This is a genomic window from Streptomyces iconiensis (genome assembly GCF_028657195.3).
Classification (GTDB): Bacteria; Actinomycetota; Actinomycetes; order Streptomycetales; family Streptomycetaceae; genus Streptomyces; species Streptomyces iconiensis.
Genome location: NZ_JANCPR020000013.1, coordinates 96,779 through 114,481, shown reverse-complemented (window position 1 = coordinate 114,481; position 17,703 = coordinate 96,779). Strand labels below are relative to the sequence as shown.

At 71.6% G+C, this 17,703-nt stretch carries 17 protein-coding genes; 7 read left to right on the top strand and 10 right to left on the bottom strand.

Features of this window, described 5'->3' with window-relative positions; genetic code table 11:
* Positions 1–407 precede the first annotated feature (407 nt).
* From NMN56_RS15390 to NMN56_RS15380, 3 genes are all read right to left on the bottom strand, one after another.
* Complete coding sequence (locus NMN56_RS15390; RefSeq protein ID WP_274043816.1) at positions 408–539, bottom strand: lasso RiPP family leader peptide-containing protein; 132 nt, start codon at positions 537–539, stop codon at positions 408–410.
* A gap of 626 nt (positions 540–1,165) precedes the next feature.
* Positions 1,166–1,315, bottom strand: a complete 150-nt coding sequence (locus tag NMN56_RS15385; protein WP_274043815.1) for a hypothetical protein — start codon at positions 1,313–1,315, stop codon at positions 1,166–1,168.
* A 258-nt stretch (positions 1,316–1,573) separates the two neighbouring features.
* Positions 1,574–2,149, bottom strand: a complete 576-nt coding sequence (locus NMN56_RS15380) for an SSI family serine proteinase inhibitor (protein ID WP_274043814.1) — start codon at positions 2,147–2,149, stop codon at positions 1,574–1,576.
* A gap of 170 nt (positions 2,150–2,319) precedes the next feature.
* Here NMN56_RS15380 and NMN56_RS15375 point away from each other — a divergent pair, with 170 nt between their 5' ends.
* On the top strand, positions 2,320–2,958 hold the full coding sequence (locus tag NMN56_RS15375; RefSeq protein ID WP_274043813.1) for a DUF6069 family protein: 639 nt from the start codon (positions 2,320–2,322) through the stop codon (positions 2,956–2,958).
* 66 nt (positions 2,959–3,024) lie between these two features.
* Here NMN56_RS15375 and NMN56_RS15370 read toward each other — a convergent pair whose 3' ends face one another.
* Together NMN56_RS15370 and NMN56_RS15365 are read right to left on the bottom strand one after the other, a co-directional pair.
* Positions 3,025–3,645, bottom strand: a complete 621-nt coding sequence (locus NMN56_RS15370; RefSeq protein ID WP_274043812.1) for a M23 family metallopeptidase — start codon at positions 3,643–3,645, stop codon at positions 3,025–3,027.
* A gap of 210 nt (positions 3,646–3,855) precedes the next feature.
* Positions 3,856–5,019 (bottom strand): LacI family DNA-binding transcriptional regulator, encoded by a 1,164-nt coding sequence (locus NMN56_RS15365; RefSeq protein WP_274043811.1) that lies wholly within the window; start codon positions 5,017–5,019, stop codon positions 3,856–3,858.
* Between the two features lie 214 nt (positions 5,020–5,233).
* Between NMN56_RS15365 and NMN56_RS15360 the strand changes: the two genes are divergently transcribed.
* The 4 genes from NMN56_RS15360 to NMN56_RS15345 all read left to right on the top strand — a co-directional run bounded on the left by NMN56_RS15360 (position 5,234) and on the right by NMN56_RS15345 (position 9,953).
* Positions 5,234–6,586: an ABC transporter substrate-binding protein gene (locus tag NMN56_RS15360; RefSeq protein WP_274043810.1), complete on the top strand. Its 1,353-nt coding sequence runs from the start codon at positions 5,234–5,236 to the stop codon at positions 6,584–6,586.
* Positions 6,567–7,547: a carbohydrate ABC transporter permease gene (locus NMN56_RS15355; protein WP_274043809.1), complete on the top strand. Its 981-nt coding sequence runs from the start codon at positions 6,567–6,569 to the stop codon at positions 7,545–7,547. Before NMN56_RS15360 ends, NMN56_RS15355 begins: the two co-directional genes overlap by 20 nt.
* A gap of 13 nt (positions 7,548–7,560) precedes the next feature.
* Positions 7,561–8,403 (top strand): carbohydrate ABC transporter permease, encoded by an 843-nt coding sequence (locus NMN56_RS15350; protein ID WP_274043808.1) that lies wholly within the window; start codon positions 7,561–7,563, stop codon positions 8,401–8,403.
* A 104-nt stretch (positions 8,404–8,507) separates the two neighbouring features.
* On the top strand, positions 8,508–9,953 hold the full coding sequence (locus tag NMN56_RS15345; protein WP_274043807.1) for a GH1 family beta-glucosidase: 1,446 nt from the start codon (positions 8,508–8,510) through the stop codon (positions 9,951–9,953).
* Between the two features lie 315 nt (positions 9,954–10,268).
* Here NMN56_RS15345 and NMN56_RS15340 read toward each other — a convergent pair whose 3' ends face one another.
* The 3 genes from NMN56_RS15340 to NMN56_RS15330 all read right to left on the bottom strand — a co-directional run bounded on the left by NMN56_RS15340 (position 10,269) and on the right by NMN56_RS15330 (position 13,607).
* Entirely contained in the window at positions 10,269–11,318 is a 1,050-nt protein-coding gene (locus NMN56_RS15340) for a chitinase (protein ID WP_274043806.1), read from the bottom strand.
* Between the two features lie 157 nt (positions 11,319–11,475).
* Complete coding sequence (locus NMN56_RS15335) at positions 11,476–12,894, bottom strand: sensor histidine kinase (RefSeq protein WP_274043805.1); 1,419 nt, start codon at positions 12,892–12,894, stop codon at positions 11,476–11,478.
* Positions 12,891–13,607, bottom strand: coding sequence for a response regulator transcription factor (locus tag NMN56_RS15330; RefSeq protein ID WP_274043804.1), 717 nt, complete (start codon positions 13,605–13,607; stop codon positions 12,891–12,893). Before NMN56_RS15330 ends, NMN56_RS15335 begins: the two co-directional genes overlap by 4 nt.
* 201 nt (positions 13,608–13,808) lie before the next feature.
* Between NMN56_RS15330 and NMN56_RS15325 the strand changes: the two genes are divergently transcribed.
* A complete protein-coding gene (locus NMN56_RS15325) occupies positions 13,809–14,381 on the top strand; it encodes a hypothetical protein (RefSeq protein WP_274043803.1) in 573 nt (190 codons plus the stop codon).
* Between the two features lie 110 nt (positions 14,382–14,491).
* On the opposite strand, the gene NMN56_RS15320 is transcribed toward NMN56_RS15325, so the two are convergent.
* Together NMN56_RS15320 and NMN56_RS15315 are read right to left on the bottom strand one after the other, a co-directional pair.
* Positions 14,492–15,361, bottom strand: a complete 870-nt coding sequence (locus NMN56_RS15320; protein ID WP_274043802.1) for a spermidine synthase — start codon at positions 15,359–15,361, stop codon at positions 14,492–14,494.
* Positions 15,362–15,403: 42 nt separating this feature from the next.
* Entirely contained in the window at positions 15,404–15,886 is a 483-nt protein-coding gene (locus NMN56_RS15315) for a hypothetical protein (RefSeq protein ID WP_430542583.1), read from the bottom strand.
* A 169-nt stretch (positions 15,887–16,055) separates the two neighbouring features.
* Between NMN56_RS15315 and NMN56_RS15310 the strand changes: the two genes are divergently transcribed.
* A complete protein-coding gene (locus tag NMN56_RS15310) occupies positions 16,056–17,663 on the top strand; it encodes an NsdA family TPR-like regulatory protein (RefSeq protein ID WP_274043801.1) in 1,608 nt (535 codons plus the stop codon).
* The last annotated feature ends 40 nt before the right edge of the window (positions 17,664–17,703 follow it).

The window sequence follows — 17,703 nt, the reverse complement described above, 5'->3', positions numbered from 1 at the left end:
CGGGTCGGGGGCTTTCTCGTTCCCCGGCCGGGAACACCACGGGAACAGCGGGGGTCTCGGTCCTCACTGCTCGGTCCGGTCGAACCGCTGCGCCCTCCCGTGGGTCCAGGCGCAGCCGCCCCAGCTCGACTGCGACGGCCGGCTCCGCTGCCGTCCGACCCTCGCCAGAGCCGACGCTGACGACTCCGGACCTGCCGGCGGCTGCTGCCGTGCGGCAGCAGCGAGAGCGGGGCCGGGGCGAGCGCGGCCCTGTACCGGCAGATCGCACAGCGCAGAGCCCCCGCCGTCCCGAAGTGGGGACGGCGGGGGCTCTGCGCTGTGCACGAACCCGGTGCGGGCGGGGAGCACTTGTCTCCGCCAGTGCGCGAGATCACCCTGCGAGACCGGCAGCTCTCCCCGCTCAGCGACTAGTGGAAGTGACGCGAGTGCCCGTGCCAGTCGCGCCGATAACCCCAAGGGGGGCCGAGGGTGACCTCGGAGAACTCTCCCACCTCCACCATCGCCGGCGGCTCGTACACCTCGGATTTCTGCTGTTCCATGAGCTTCTCCCTTCTTCGCAGTGCGGCCACTCCGCATCGTCAGCGCCTGAAACCTGCCCACCGGACGTGCGAAAGAAAGGCCAAGAAACCCTCTTTATTTGCAAACCACCTGTACTGGTCCTTATGAAGCAAAAGCCCGAACAGGCCGGAACAACCACACACGCCCGCGCACCTCCCCGCACCCCACTGGCGACCGGGGGCGGCAACTTCACCGACACCGCCCGGGGTTGAGGTGGCCACACCGTCGGGGGTTCCTTGACGTACAAGAACCCGTATTCGCGGTGCCCGCACCGGCATTCCCCCCCCCCAGCCCGACAGCGGCGGCAACGCCCGAGCCCCCGCCGCTGCCGGCACTGAGCGGCTTCAAGAGAAGGCCCCCGGCCCCGGGTTTCCCGGGGGCCGGGGGCCTTCTCGTTCGCGGAACCGGCGCCGCTCGTCCCAGTACGGCGGCGGTTCCGCGGGGCCAGCGAGGGTCAAGCTCATGGGGCGGTGTGGCGGGCCGCGGTGGGGAGCTCGGCAGGCGCTGCCGGGCCCGCTCCGTAGCTGCCCGGCCCGGACCCCGGATACCCCGGATGTCACCCGTACGGGGCGAGCCCGGGCCGGGACCGTGCTCCCCTCCTAAGTGATCACTCGTCGCAGAGCGTCGAGAGGAGGCAGATGGTGCTCAGCACCCCTCCGGAATCGGGGCAGTAGCCGGCCAGGTCGCTTTCCGAGGTGACGGAGTCGAGGTCCCTGATCAGCGTGTCCAGCTGCGTCAGTTCCGTCGTTTCGGCCATGTCAGGTCTCCCTCTGCGTGCTCGCGTTGCAGCTCAGTGGCGTGTGCGGTAGGGCACCGGTGCTTGATGCCGCCTTGTCAGTTCCTGGTGTGCCCTGGCATCACGTGGGCTCATCTCCACGCCGCCCGACAGCACTCCGACCAGCGAGCGCGCAACGGGAGAGTGTGCCGGAGGAGCGGGCGCGCGCGTGCCACCGGTACCGGGCCGACGCTGAACGGGCCGACGTTGAACGGGGCGCAGGCGTACCGGGGTTGGGGGTCAGCGCGGGCCGAGATCGAAGACGCCCGCGCTGTGGGCGTGGGCTACGCAGCGGTTCGGGTAGGTGTGCGCGTAGCCGCTCGCGCGGCCGTTCCAGGTGCCCTCGGCCACCACCGTGACCGGCTTGTAGGCCATGGTGCAGGGGCGGTTGTGCTTCGGCAGCGCGGCGAAGTCGCCCTGGACCCTGGCGAGGGTGGCGCAGGCACGCCGGGCGCGGGGGTGGGTGCTGCGGGCCGAGGGGAAGCAGTTGAGCGTGGCCCGCGCGAGTACGGGGTCCGAGGTGCGGGCGCCGTCGTGCAGCGTGATGCGGAAGGTGCCGACGGGGCGGGTGTCCTGGTCCTCTGCCTGCGCCACCGTCGGCTGCGGCTCCGGCTGGGGCTGTGACTGCGGCCCCGGCTGTGACTGCGGCTGCGACTGCGGTCCCGGCTGCTCCGCCCTCGTCTCCCCCGGCGGGTGCGCCCGCACCTCCGTCGCCTGTGCTGCCTGGGTGAGGGATCCGGCTGCCGCGGCCGAGGTGAGGAGCAGTAGGGAAACGGCCGACCGGGTGCGCGTGATGCGGGTTACTCTTGTCTGCATAACTCCACGCATTCCCTCATCTACCGTGCGTTGCCTGCGCTTTCCCTCGATTGCGCTTTCCCTCGATGGGGTGAGCGCGCGGCGCCATTGGCTGGGCGGACGTGCTGTGCGGATGCGGGGTGCGGGGTACCCGCTGAGCCTGGGATTCCGCGCCACGGCAGGAGGTCGCCATGCACAGGAACCCGTACGACCCGCAAGGCCCGTACGACCCGCAAGGCCCCTACGACCAGCAGGGACGCCCGTACGACCCGCAAGGGCGCGCGTACGACCCACAGGGACGCGCCTACGATCCGCAGCAGCCTCCTTACGATCCGCAGGCGCGTCCGTACGACGGATACGGCGAACCGTGGCGCGACGACGAGCGGGGGCCCGGGCCACGGCACCGCTCCCCCGGACCCCGGTTCTCGGCGGGCCGGCTCTGGGCGGGTGGGGTCATCGTCGCCGTGGTGGCCGCGCTGGCCGCCGTGGTGGTGATGCTGCTGGTGCGCGGGGTGCTGAACATTCCGGTTTTCGCGCCGGAGAAGGACGGGGCGCTGGTGCTGGCCACGGGCGGTTCGCTCGCGGCGGGCGCGGCGGCGGCTGCGCTGGTCGCCACCGCCGTGCTGCACCTGCTTCTCCTGGCGACAACGCGGCCCGAGGGGTTCCTCGCCTGGATCGTCGGGCTCGCCACGGTCGCGGTGGTGCTGCTGCCCTTCACCTCGCAGGCGTCCTGGGAGTCGAAGGCGGGGACGGCGGGCGTCTATCTGGTGCTGGGTCTGGTGATCGGGTCCCTGCTGACCACCGTGAGCCGGAGCGCCAGTAACGATTGATGCGTTGTCACGAGTGGGGCGTTGTCACGAGTGAGGTGTGGCCCCGCGCCGGCCAGCGCCCGGGTGTCACAGCAGGCGGACGCCGTGCCGGGACAGGTAACGGACGGGGTCGATGTCGGTGCCGTAGCCGCGTTTGGCCCGTACCTCGAAGTGGAGGTGCGGGCCGGTGGAGCGGCCCGTGTTGCCGGAACGGCCCAGCCAGGTTCCGGCGTTGACGCGCTGGCCGCGTTTCACGGCGATGGTCGACATATGGGCGAAGAGCGTGTATTTGCCGTCGGCCATGCGGATGGTGACGGCCTTCCCGTAGTCACCCGACCATCCGGCGAAGACGACGGTGCCGGGGCCGACGGAGCGGACAGGGGTCCCGGTGGGGACGGCGAGGTCGATGCCGGTGTGGTGGCCCGCCGCCCAGTTGCCCTTGATCCCGTAGCGCTGGGAGACCCTGACTCCCCGCAGCATCACGGGGCGGGTCCAGGGCGCCGTGACGTGGGCGGCGCCCGGGTGGGCGCGGTCAGCTGACGTGCCCTCGTACGCGCCGGTCGCGGAAGCGGTACGGGGTGCGGGTGCGGCCTCCGGCGCGGATACGGGCACCGTCGCGTGGCCGGGTGCGGGGGCGGCGAGCGCCTGTGCCCCGGTTCCGGCGAACCCCCCTGCGAGCAGGGCAGCCGCGAGGACCCCGCGCGCCATGCGGGGAGACCTCGCCGTGCCGGCCTGTGCCGAAGCTGTCGCTGTACGAGCCATACCAGTGAAGCAAAGGGCAGCCGCGTGCCCCCCGCACGCCGAACGCGTCCTTCGGGGTGATCACGACGAGCGCGGGTCACAACGAACGGGGGGGCACAGCGAGCGCGGGTCACGACGAGCGCCGGTCACGATGAGCGCGGGTCACGGCCGGGGTGGTCACGACGAGCCGCGCCGGATCAGCTCGGCGGGCAGTACGCGGTGGGTACGGTCGCCCTTCGCCACGGGGCGCGGGGTGGGTTCCGTGGTGCCCGTACCTGCCGGGTAGGCGGCGCCGGGCGTCCACTTGCCGAGCAGTTCCAGCAGCACCCTTGCCATCTCGCGTCCCATCTCCGCGATGGGCTGCCTGACGGTGGTGAGCGGAGGGTCCATGTGGCGGGCGACGGCCGAGTCGTCGAAGCCCACGAGCGCGACATCGCCGGGCACGCTCCTGCCCGCCTCGCGCAGCGCCATTCTGGCGCCGGCCGCCATCACGTCGGAGGCACAGAAGACCGCGTCCAGGCCCGGACGGCGTTCCAGCAGTTCGCACATGGCTCTGTGGCCGCTCTCCTCCGTGAAGTCGCCCGGTGCGATGAGGGGTTCGCCGTGGCCCGCCTCGCGCAGTGCTTCGCGGTAGCCCTCGGTGCGGCAGTGCGCCGCGTACATGTCGGGTGGTCCCGTAATGGTGGCGACGGTCTCGCGTCCGCGTTCCAGCAGGTGCGCGACGGCGGCGCGGGCGCCGCCGAGGTTGTCCGTGTCGACGTACGGGAGGGGCTCGGCGGCGAAGCGGCGGCCGTTGAGCACCGCGGGGATCTCGGCCTCGGCGAGGAGGTCGGGAAGGGTGTCGTGGGTGTGTACCGACACCAGGAGCACGCCGTCGATCCGGTGCGAGGCCGCGTACTGGGCGAAACGGTCCTGCTCCTTCTGGCCGTGCAGCAGGGTGAGCAGCAACTGCATGTCGGTGCGGGCGAGTTCGGCGCTGACGCCCTGCATGATGCCGGAGAAGTAGGGCTCGGTGAAGAAGCGGGTCTCCGGCTCGGGTACCACCAGGGCTATGGCGTCGGCGCTGCCCGCAGCGAGGGCGCGGGCCACCCGGTTGGGCACGTAGCCCAGTTCGGCCACGGCGGTCTCGACGGCCAGGCGGGTGCGGTCGCTGACGCGGGGCGAGCCGTTGATGACGCGGGAGACCGTACCCCGACCCACCCCTGCCCTGCGCGCGACCTGCTCCAGCGTGGGACGGGGCTGTGCCGCCTTGCCGCCGCGCGCGGCGGCCGTGACCTGTGCGGCTTCGCCGGTCCGCGCGGCTCCTGAGTCGCCGGGTTGTCCGTCGCGCACTGCTGCCATGGTGCCCCTCCCCGCTGCTGCTGTGATCCCCGGCGTCGGCGGCCGAGTGACCGGGATCATTCAACTACAACCGATTCACCGCGAGTTGGCGTCGCGCGTCTTGACACCCCGCCAGTGCTCCGTAACCCTTCAACTCATCATCGTGGGAGCGCTCCCATAGTGTTCCCACCTTCCCTCCGCCTACACAACCCGTACGTTCGGGAGGCCACCGATCATGCTGCCCCTGCAAACCCGCAGAGAAATCTCGCCGCGTCTACGGCACTTGAAGCGTCTGTCCGCCGCGACCCTGTCCGCCTTACTCGGTGCCACGCTTCTGGGGGCGTGCGCGGACGACGGCGGATCCGGTTCGGCGGCCGGTGACAGCGGCGGAGAGGGCAAGACCACCGTCTCCGTCGGAGTCTTCGGCGTCTTCGGCTACAAGCAGGCCGGGCTCTACGACGAGTACGAGCGGAACCACCCGGACATCCGGATCAAGGAGAACGCCACCGAGCGGAACGAGGACTACTACCCGGCGCTGCTCAACCACCTCGCGGCGGGCAGCGGCCTCAACGACATCCAGGCCGTCGAGGTCGACAACGTCAACGAGATGGCCACCCTGCAGGCCGACCGGCTGACGGACCTGAAGAGCGCGCCCGGTGTGCGCGAGAGCGACTTCCTGGACTGGAAGTGGGACCAGGCCAAGACCAAGGACGGCAAGGTCATCGGGCTCGGCACGGACATCGGCCCGATGGGTGTCTGCTACCGCAAGGACCACTTCAAGAAGGCCGGACTGCCCACGGACCGTGACAAGGTCGGCAAGCTGTGGGCCGGCGACTGGGAGAAGTACGTCGAGACGGGCGAGCGCTTCATGGACAAGGCGCCCAAGGGTGTCAGCTTCATGGACGGCGCCTCCGGGCTCTACAACGCCTCCGTTTCGGGCTACGAGCGTAAGAACTACGCACCCGGCGGCAAGCTGATCTACAAGAAGAGCCAGGCCGTCGAGGAGTCCTGGGACCTGGCGATGCGGGCCGTCAAGGGCAAGACGACCGCGCGGCTGAAGCAGTTCGACACCCAGTGGGACCAGGCGTACTCCAACGGCGCGTTCGCGACCGTGGTGTGCCCGCCCTGGATGCTCGGCTACATCAAGGAGAAGTCCGGCACCAAGGGCGCTGACAAGTGGGACGTGGCGCCCGCTCCCAAGCCGGCGAACTGGGGCGGTTCCTTCCTGTCCGTGCCCGCCAAGGCGAAGAACCGGGACGAGGCCGTCAAGCTCGCGGCCTGGCTGACGGCGCCCGAGCAGCAGGAGAAGCTGTTCAAGAAGCAGGCCAGCTTCCCGAGTTCGACCAAGGCGCTGGAGTCGACCGGCGTGCGCGGAGCACGGCACGCGTACTTCGACAACGCGCCGATCGGGCGGATCTTCTCGGACGCGGCACTGGAGGTTCCCAAGGCCGTGCTCGGCCCGAAGGACCAGATCATCAAGCAGTACATCACCGACATCGGCATCCTCCAGGTCGAGCAGCAGGGCAAGTCCCCGGGGCAGGGCTGGGACGCGGCGGTGAAGAAGATCGATGACGCTGTCGAGGACTGAGCGGGCGCGGGCCGGCGGCCCCGTGGCCACGACGGAGGTCAAGGCACCGCCGCAGGGCCCGCGTCCCAGCCGCCGCCACAGGTGGGACGCGCGGTGGAGCCCGTACGCTTTCATCACGCCGTTCTTCGTCTTCTTCGCGGCCTTCGGGCTCTTCCCGCTGATCTACACGGGCTGGGCCTCGCTGCACCGGGTGTCGCTGCACAACCCGACGGAGATGGAGTGGTCGGGGCTGCACAACTACACGCGGCTGCTGGAGGACGAGTTCTTCTGGAACGCGCTGGGCAACACGTTCACCATCGGGGTGCTCTCGACGGTGCCGCAGCTGCTGATGGCGCTCGGCCTGGCCCATCTGCTGCACGCCCGGCTACGGGGCAGCGCGTTCTTCCGGGTCGCGCTGCTCACCCCGTACGCCACCTCCGTGGCCGCGGCCACGCTCGTCTTCGCGATGCTCTACGGGCGCGACTACGGGATGGTCAACTGGGCGCTGGAGCTGGTGGGTGTGGGCCCGGTGGACTGGGAGGGCGGAAGCTGGTCCTCCCAGTTCGCGGTCTCCAGCATCGTGATCTGGCGGTGGACGGGGTACAACGCGCTGATCTACCTCGCCGCGATGCAGGCGATACCGGACGACCTGTACGAGTCGGCCGCGCTGGACGGCGCCTCGGCCTGGCAGCGGTTCGTGCATGTCACGGTGCCTTCGCTGCGGCCGACGATCCTGTTCACGGTGGTCGTCTCCACGATCGGGGCCACCCAACTGTTCGGCGAGCCGCTGCTGTTCGGCGGCTCGCAGACGGGCGGGGGCTCGCACCAGTACCAGACCCTGGGGCTCTATCTCTACGAGCAGGGCTGGTTCAGCTTCCATCTCGGCCGGGCGGCTGCTGTCGCCTGGGCGATGTTCCTGATTCTGATCGTGGTCGGCCTGGTGTACTGGCTGATCGCCCGACGGCTCAGCAAGAGCCACTGAGGGGGTGCCGACGATGACCCCGCTGAAAATACAGCGCCAGCACTTACGAGGCGGGTGGCTCAGCCACACCGTACTGATCGTCTTCACACTCGGCTCGCTGCTTCCCCTGCTGTGGACGGCGATCGCGGCCTCGCGCGACAACGCGCGCCTGGCCAGCACGCCGCCGCCGTTCTGGTTCGGCGGCAACCTGGGGAACAACCTGCGGATCGCGTGGACCGACGCGAACATGGGCAAGGCCCTGTTCAACACGGTGCTGGTGGCGGGCAGCATCGCGGCGGGAACCGTACTGTTCGCGACGCTGGCCGGGTTCGCCTTCGCCAAGCTGCGCTTCCGGGGCAGGAACATCCTGCTGGTGCTGGTGATCGGCACCATGATGGTGCCGCCGCAGCTCAGCGTCGTACCACTGTTCATGGCGATGGCGGAGCTGGAGTGGGCCAACCAGCTCCAGGCCGTGATCCTGCCGATGCTGGTGAGCGCCTTCGGAGTGTTCTTCATGCGGCAGTACCTCGTACAGGCCCTGCCGACGGAGCTGATCGAGGCGGCGCGGATGGACGGCGCGCACAGTCTGCGCGTCGTATGGCACGTCGTCTTCCCCGCCGCGCGGCCCGCCATGGCCGTGCTGGGCATGCTCACCTTCGTGATGGCGTGGAACGAGTTCTTCTGGCCGATCATCGCCCTCACCCAGGACAACCCGACGGTGCAGGTGGCGCTGACGGGGCTGGGTCAGGGCTATGTACCGGACCAGTCCGTGATCATGGCGGGCGCGCTGCTGGGCACGCTGCCGCTGCTGGTCGCGTTCGCGGTCTTCGGCAAGCAGATCGTGGGCGGCATCATGCAGGGCGCGGTCAAGGGCTGACCGCGCCCTGGCGCCGCCCCGCCGCCCCTCTCGCCCCCGCCCTCTTCCCGCCCCCTTCCGATGTCCGCTGTCCTCTGTCCTCGCACACAACTGGGAGCGCTTCCATGACAGTTCAGGCCCGACCCGTCCAGCCGCAGTTCCCCAGCGGCTTCCTGTGGGGCACCTCGACCGCCGCGTACCAGGTCGAGGGCGCAGCGCGGGAAGACGGAAGGTCGCCCTCGATCTGGGACACGTTCTGCCGCACGCCGGGCAAGGTGCACGAGGGCCACACCGGCGACCAAGCCTGCGACCACTACCACCGCTTCCGCGACGACGTGGCGCTGATGGGCGCGCTCGGACTGGACGCCTACCGCTTCTCGGTCTCCTGGTCGCGCGTACAGCCCACCGGAAGCGGGCCCGCCGACCAGCGCGGGCTGGACTTCTACCGCGCGCTGACCGACGAGCTGCTGGAGCACGGGATCACCCCGTTCCTCACGCTCTACCACTGGGACCTGCCGCAGGACCTGGAGTCGGGTCCCGAGGGCGGCTGGCCGGCGCGGGAGACGGCGCTGCGCTTCGCCGAGTACGCGGGGCTTGTGGCCGAGGCGCTGGGTGACCGGGTGGTCAACTGGACCACCCTCAACGAGCCGTGGTGCAGCGCCTTCCTCGGCTACGGCTCGGGGGTGCACGCGCCGGGACGCACCGACCCGGTCGCCGCGCTGCACGCGGCACACCACCTCAACCTCGCGCACGGACTCGCGGCGCAGGCCCTGCGTGCCACGCTGCCGGCGGAGGCGAAGCTGATGGTGAGCCTCAACCCGGCCGCCGTACGGGCCCGTTCGGAAGCGCAGGGTGACCAGGACGCGGCACGCAGGATCGACGCGCTGGCCACCCGCGTCTTCACGAGCCCCATGCTGCGCGGTGTCTACGACGAGGACCTGATCGCCGACACCGCGCACCTGACGGACTGGTCCTGCGTACGGGACAGCGATCTGAAGGACATCGCACAGCCGCTGGACGCTCTCGGCCTGAACTACTACACGCCGTCCCTGGTCTCGGCCCCCGACCGGAACGGCTCCGACCCCGTGCCACCCTCACGGGACGACGGGCACGGCGCGAGCGAGCACTCGCCCTGGCCGGGTTCCGAGCACGTCTCGTTCCACCAGCACCCCGGCGAGCGGACCGAGATGGGCTGGTCCATCGACCCGACGGGGCTGACGGAGCTGCTGCTGCGCTTCCACCGCGAGGCACCCGGGCTCCCGCTGTACGTCACGGAGAACGGCGCCGCCTACGACGACGTGCCGGACGCCGGCGGCATGGTGCACGACCCGCAGCGCATCGCCTACCTGCGACGGCACTTCACCGCCGTGCACGAGGCGCTCACCCAGGGTGCCGATGTGCGGGGCTACTTCCTGTGGTCGCTGCTCGACAACTTCGAGTGGGCCTACGGCTACAGCCGCCGCTTCGGCGCCGTGCACGTGGACTTCGGCACCCAGCGGCGCACGCCCAAGTCCAGTGCGCTGTGGTACGCGCGGGTCGCGGCGAGCGGACGGATACCGGACGCGGCCTGACCGCTTCAGCGGGGCCCTTGGGGAGGGGCCCGGGGGGGGTGCCCCTCGGGCCTCGGTCCTCTCGGGGACGGGGCCTCGGGGACAGGGCCTCTGGGGCGGGGCCTCTGGGACGGGGCCTCTGGGACGGGGGCTCGGCTGAGGCGGGGCGCGGCGGGTGTGGGGGGTTGGAAGGCCGTCGCGCCCCGCCCGCCTGGCCGGGGGTGCGGGGGTGACCCCCGGCCGGGAGGGCTGCCCGGTGGCTGCTACCGGGCCGCCGTGGTTCTGGCGGTCAGTGCGGGGTGCCGGGTGGGGCGCCCGGTCGGGTGCCCGGCGGCGTCATCCGGCGAACGCCTTGCTGAACGCGTAGGCGCTCTGGTCGATGCTGGAACAGGTGGGATCGGCCTCCTTCTTGGGCCCGCCGGGGCACGCCTTGTCGCGGGTGCCCGACCACATCGAGACCCAGCCCATGCCCTTGCTGTCGGCGAACTTCTTGACCTGCTTGGCGTCCGAGGGCGTGAAGACCTCCACGACGACATCGTTGACGCCGATCATGGGGGTGAGCGCCACGGCCTTCCACGCCTTGGCTTCGCTGAGGCCGAGCGACTTCTTGACCTGCTTGTGGGTCGCGGTGGCCGCCTTGGTGGCGTAGGTGCCCATGTCGCCGTCGTAGGACGGGCCGTAGTCCATGGCCATGATGTTCACGGCCGAGACCTTCACACCGTTCTTCTTCGCGTTCTCCAGCAGCGCGACGCCGGGCTGGGTGAGGCCCTCCGGCATCACGGGGAGCGTGTAGGAGACGTCCAGGCTCTTGTGGCTCTTCTGGAGCGAGGCGACGGCCTTGGCGCGCAGGTTGTTGGCCTTGGTGTCGGGGAGCGCCGCGCCCTCGATGTCCAGGTCGATCTTCTTCAGGTCGAAGGTGTCGATGACCTTCCCGTACGCCTTGGCGAGATCGGCCGCCGAGTCGCAGGCCAGGCCGAGTTCGGAACCGTTGGCGCCGCCGAAGGAGACCCGCACGTCGCCGCCCTCGGCGCGCAGCTTGGAAATCTGCTGGGCCACAGGGTTCGCCTTCAGGTCCTGGGTGCCGCCCCACTTGGGTACGCAGGCGCCGTTCGCGCTGGTGACGAAGGCCAGGTTGTACTCCTTGACCCCGGTCTTCCGCGCGCTCTTGAGCAGGTCGTAGGAGGGCTGCAGGGAGGTGTCGACGTACGGCGTGAAGGGCGTGCCCTTGGCCTCCGGCGCGGCGGCCGGCTCCTCGCCCGCCGTGGCGTTGCCTGCGAGCAGGAAGCCACCGCCGACCACGAGCGCCGCTGCCGTCGCGCCTGTGATCATCTTCGCCCTGCGGCTCGTACGGCGGCGGTGGCTGCCGGGTCCCTGGGGGTTCGTCATCGTGCGGGTGCCTCGATCTGTGGGGGTCTACGGGAGGGAACGGAAGCACGGTACTGCCGGTGAACCGGGCAAAACCCGTAAAACAGACGGGCGTTGGGCTCCTTATGGCTCGCTTAAGGAAGGCGAAAGGGCCCGCTGAGGCGGAGCCCGCACGGTGTCACGCACCGCGCCGTCTACGGCGCAGACGGTGGCTTACCCGCCCCCCACCTCGCACTCCGGCACCGTGATGCAGCGCCAGCCACACCCGTATCTCCGTGCCCCCGAGCACCGAGCGGCCCAGCCGCACGTCCCCGCCCGTCGACTCGGCCACCCGGCGCACGATGTCCAGGCCGAGGCCCGTCGATCCTGGGCCACCGTCGCCGTGCCCGCGCCGCAGCGCCGCCTCCGGGTCCGCGATACCGGGGCCCGCGTCGGAGACGAGCACGATCACCGCGTCCTCGGCGCTGTGCACATCGACGGAGAAGGCGGTGCCCTCGGGCGTGTGCCGGAAGACGTTGCCGAGCATCGCGTCGACGGCCGCGGCCAGTTCGCCCCGCGCCACCGGCACCCGTACGGGCCTGTCCACGCCGGCGAGCCGCGCCTCGCGGCCCTCGTCCTCGGCCAGCGCCGACCAGAAACCCATCCGCTCGCGTATGACTTCGGCGGCGTCGGAGGCCGAGGTCACGGCCGCACCGGGCGACTGCGCCTTCTGCTGCCGCGCCGTACGGATGATCGTGTCCACCTCGCCCTCCAGCTGCGCGACCGCCTCGCGGGTCTGGTCGGCCGCGTCGCCCTCGCCCAGGGAGGCCGCGTTGAGGCGGAGCACCGTCAGCGGGGTGCGCAGCCGGTGCGAGAGGTCGGCCGCCAGCTCCCGTTCGTTGGCCAGGAGCCGTACGACCTGATCGGCCATGGAGTTGAACGCGACGGCGGCCGACCGCAGTTCGGTCGGCCCCTCCTCGGGGACGCGCACCCCGAGCTTGCCCTCGCCCAGGTCGTGCGCCGCTCCGGCGAGCCGTTCGGCGGGGCGCACCATGCGGGTGCCGAGCCGGTCGGCGACCGCGACCGAGCCGACGATCAGCGCGATGCCGACCCCGGCGAGCACGATCCAAGAGGTCGCGACGCCGTTGGTGACCTCGTCGTCGGGCACGAAGATCTCCACGACGGCGACCCTGCCGCCCGCCACCGCCGTCGGCCTGAGCAGCGCGAACCCGCCCTCGACAGCGACGGTCGAGGCCCGCCCCAGCCGCTGCGCCGCCTCCAGCCGCTCCCTCGGCGCCCGCGAGTGCCCGACCCGCATCTCGCCGTGCGGCGCGGCCCCCTTCGCGCCCCGGGCCGGCCCCGTGCGCTTGCGTGCGGCGGGCACATGGACGGCGATCCTGCCGTCGGCGCCCGCCTGGGTGATGGCGATGGCCCGTTGCAGCTCGCGCCGGTCGGTGGTGATCGCGAGCGCGGGGCCCACGGTGGACGCCTGCCGCTCGGCGTTGGAGAACGCGCGGTCCCGCGCCGTCTCCTTGACCACGAGCGCCAGCGGGATGGCGAAGGCCACGACCACCATCACCGTCACGGCGAGGCAGACCTTGACCAGCGCCCATCTCATCGCGGGGCGTCCGGCCGCTGCCGCTGTGGCGGCTCCAGCTTCACACCGACACCGCGCAGGGTGTGCAGATAGCGCGGGCTGGCCGCCGTCTCACCCAACTTCCGGCGCAGCCACGACAAGTGAACGTCGATGGTCTGGTCGTCACCGTAGGACTGCTGCCACACCTCGGCCAGCAGCTCCCTGCGCGGAACGACCACACCGGGCCGCCGCGCGAGGAAGGCCAGCAGGTCGAACTCCCTGCGGGTGAGGTCGAGAAGTGCCCCGTCCAGCTCCGCCTGGCGGCGCAACGGGTCTATCGCGAGGCCACCGACCCGGATGACCCGCTCCTCGCCGTCCTCGCCCGCACCGCTCGTACGCGCGCGCCGCAGCACGGCCGCCATCCGTGCCGAAAGGTGCTCCACGGAGAAGGGCTTGACCAGGTAGTCGTCGGCGCCCGCGTTGAGCAGCCTGACGATCTCCGTCTCGTCGTCCCGCGCGGTGGCGATGATCACAGGTACGTCGGTGATGCCGCGCAGCATCTTCAGCGCCTCGGCGCCGTCGAGGTCGGGCAGCCCCAGGTCGAGAATGACCACGTCGAAGCCCACCTGCGCGACCTCACGCAACGCCTCCAGCGCCGTGCCCACGCTACGGACCGTGTGTGCCGCTTCGGTGAGGTGCCGGATGAGCGCTGACCGTACGAACTGGTCGTCCTCGACCACGAGCACTCGTGCCATGGGCGGAACCGTACGTCATGCGCCCGGCGGCCAACGGCTCCGGTGAGGCTGCTGCGGCACAGGCGCATTCCGGAGGGGCACGGGGAGGGAGCCGCGCGACCAGCCATGGGGGTACCTCCCTGCTCGAAGAGCTTGGGGGAGGCGCCGCATGTGATCCACGGTCCGGCGCGGCACTCCCGGTGCAGCACTTAGGCTGCGGGGATGCGACGCCTCCTCCGACTGCGGCTGGTGCACGCGGGGGCCTGGACTCTGGCCACCGGCGCCGCCGTGACGCTCTCATGGTTCGGCGTGCACACGGTGCTCTCGGGCACCTCGTACGACCCGCCGCGCGCCCTCCCTCTCAAGGACCAGCACTCCGGGGTGGCCGATCCGCAGGCGTCCTCGACCCACCGCCCCAAGCCGCCCTCGCCGTCCGCCTCCCCGTCGCGCAAGCCCTCCACGTCCCCCACGCGCGAGAACGGGAAGAGCCAGGCACCACGCGAACCGGCACCCGAGCGCTCCCGCGCAACACCCGGCAACCCCGCGCCACCCGCGAAAGCTCCCTCGACGGGAGCGGTCAAGGGCACCACGGTGCCGGGCGGCCGTGCCGTCTTCGACATGGGCGGCGACTCGGCGACGCTGGTCTCGGCGACGCCCGACTCGGGCTGGGACATGAAGGTCTGGAACTCCTCGACCTGGATCCGCGTGACCTTCACCAACGGGGACGCGTCCTCCTCGGTCTTCTGCCGCTGGGACGACAGCGCACACCCCCGCATCGAAACCTTCAGAGGCTGAACGGAACCCCCACGGGAGCGCCCCCACCCCGGTCCGCCGCCCGCTGACTCGGTGCCGCCGCCCGCTGGTTCACTGCTGGCAGGCCCAACTACCGCACCCCGAGCGGGCCTTCAGTCGAACGTGCCCTCCGGCGGCGCCGGGGAAGCCGCCGCCGTGGCGTCGGTCACCGGCCTGGCACCGCCGGTGAAAGCGTCCAGTGAGCGCCCCGCCTCGACCCTCCCCGCGTGCGGGTCACCCGCGCTGCGCCGGGTGAGTTCGGCGACGGGCAGCTCGCCGTCGGCGGCCAGGAGCACGCCGTTGCCGAAGCGGCGGGCCCGCAGCACGGCGGGATCCGCGACCAGGCAGCGCTCGGAGAAGACGGCCGCAGCGGTGGCGATCTGGCCCCGCAGGTGGCGCAGCGGCGGACCGTCGGCGATGTTGGCCGCGTACCAGCCGGCGGGCCGCAGCACCCTGCGCACCTCGGTGAGGAACTCCACGCTGGTCAGGTGGGCGGGAGTACGGGCACCGCTGAAGACGTCGGCCAGCACGAGATCGGCCCAGCCGTCGGGGAGCTTCGCCAGCCCGGCACGCGCGTCGCCCTCGCGGACCCGAATCCGCCAGCCGCGCTCCAACGGCAGTTCGCTGCGCACCAGTTGGGTGAGGGCGCCGTCCACCTCGATGACCTGCTGGAGCGAGCGCGGCCTGGTGGCGGCGACGTACCGCGCGAGGGTGAGCGCTCCCCCGCCGAGGTGCAGGACCTGGAGCGGCCTGCCCGGCGGTGCGGCGAGATCGGCGATGTGGCCGAGCCTGCGCTGGTAGGCGAAGGACAGATACGTGGGGTCGTCGAGGTCGACATGGGACTGGGGGGCGCCGTCGAGCAGCAGGGTCCAGGCCCGTGCGCGGTCCTGGTCCGGCTCCAGACACGCCGTCCCGCCCGCGACCTGCGTGGTCACGGGCTCCCTGGTTCTTCTGCCGCCGCGCCGCTGCCTGTCCCGTGCCACCCGTCCAGTATCGGTCAGGGCACGGGGAAGGCGCGCGGCGGGCTACAGACGGTGCCCGGCCGCCGCGATGGTGCGGGCGGCCTCGCCGAGCGCGGCGCGCAGTTCGGCGGGTTCGGTGGTTCCCATGTAGGCGCCCTCGGGGGGCACGAGCCAACCGGCGCCGGCCACAGGGGGCTCGGCCGCCGCGGCGCGTGCGTGCGCGAGGGTCTGCGTACACGCGCTGCCGGGCAGGTCCCAGCAGTCGGCCGTGCCCGGGGGTACGAGGAAGCCGAGAGTGTCCCCCGCCCTGTCGTGCAGCACGGGGCCCACACCGTCACGCAGGCGCAGGATGTCGACGGCCTCAAGTCCGTGCAGCGCGGGCACGGTCACCAGATCGCAGGGGGCCTCACCCGCACCGGAGGACGCCGCCTCCGGTGGGGGGCACGGGATGGTCGCGTGGGTCGTGTGGTGCGCGGTCGCCGCCTCCTGGGCGGCCTCCCGCGTGCCGCTGGCTGGGACGCCGATACCTGCTCCGGTGTCCAACAAGGGGACCCCTCCTCGCGGTCGCTGTGCACGGTCCAACGCCCTTTCCTGTCCACGGCTACGGCGGCGGACCGTCGCATTGGATGGCGGTTCATGGCAGAAGGCGGGTGAGATATCCGGTTTGTAGCCAAACCCAGGGTGGCGACCCCATTACAGCCGGTACGTTTCCGCCATGGCGTCGTCACCCTCAACGTCACCAAGTCCGCAGTGCAGCCCCAACACCGCTTTCAGAGCGCTCAGAGGGCTCCTCTCACCCGGCGAGTTCGCCGCCGCAGTGCGCCGTTCGGCGCGCGAAATCGGCGAACAGGTCTCCTGCGACGCGCGGTACGTCGGCCGCGTCGAGTCGGGCGAGATCAGGTGCCCCAACTACGCCTACGAGCGCGTGTTTCTGCACATGTTCCCCGGCTACTCGCTGACCGACATGGGCTTCGCTCCGCGGGAGTCCGTCCGCGGTCGCTCGGCGCGCGTTCGCGGGGCGTACGGGTCCCCGGAAGCGCCCCCGCAATCCACGATGCGCTGCGCGGAGCCCAGGGCCCCGCGCGGGCCCCAGGATCCGGCGGGGCCGACCGAGCGCCCCGACCACCTCACTGCCCGCCTCTTCCCCTCCCAGCCCTCCGACCCCGAAACCCCCGTCCCCTACGGCCATTTCGCACACACCGAGTACGGCCACCCCGGACACCCCTTCGCCACCGACCGCCCCGACAGCCTCGATCTCATCGAATTTCCCCACTGTCCCGAGCACGACGAGGAGAGCGACGTGCTACGTCGCGCGTTCATGACCGGCGGCCCCACCGCCCTCGCCGCCACCCTCGGCGGCACCTTCCCCGGGGCCGCACCCCCCGCCTCCGCCGCACCCCGCTCGGCGGCGAAGGCGTACGCGGGCGACGCCGAAGCCCGCGCCGTCGAACAGGCCGTGCGCCAGATCCGGCTGCTCGACGACCGGCACGGCGGTGCCGGGATCTACCGCCGCGCCGGTGAATCCCTGCGCGCGGCCTACGAGTTGCTCGACGCGGGCACCCGGCGCCAGTCCGTCACCGACCGGCTCCACACCGGCGCCGGTGAACTCGCCATCTCCGTAGGCTGGTTGGCCCACGACTCGGGCCGCTACCACGACGCGCGTTCGCACTACGCCGAGGCGCTGGCCACCGCACGGGTCGCGGGGGACGCGGCGCTGGAGGCGCACGCCTTCTGCAACACCGCCTTCCTCGCCCGCGACGCGGGGCGCCCCCGCGAGGCCGTACGCGCGGCGCAGGCCGGACTTCAGGCGGCCAGGGGCCTCGGTTCCGACCACCTGATGTCGCTGCTCTCGCTGCGCGAGGCGGGCGGCTGGGCCGGGCTCGGCGACAGGCCCGGCTGCCAACAGGCTCTGGCACGCGCCCAGCACCTCTTCGCGCGCGGCAGGTCGGAGGCCGATCCCGAGTGGATGACCTTCTTCGGCGAGGCCGAGCTGGAGGGCCTGGAGGCCCAGTGCTGGTCCGCGCTGCACGACTGGGAGCGTGCCGCCGAGCACGCGGAGCGCGCCGTCCAGCTCCAAGACCCGCACTTCACCCGCAACCGCGCCCTGTTCACCGCCGAACTCGCCGGAGACCTGGCCGCTCAGGGCGAGGCCGAAGAGGCAGCGGCGGCCGGCTCCCGTGCCCTGGACTTCCTCGGCCCCGTACAGTCCACCCGCATCAGCTCGATGCTGGAGACGGCAGCCGGCCGCCTGCGCGCCTTCCGCCGCGAACCCTCAGTAGCGGGCTTCCTGGCCCGCCACGCCCACACGGCAGCCCTGGCCTGAAACGGGGCGCCCGAAAGGGGCGCGGGGAACTGCGCGACCA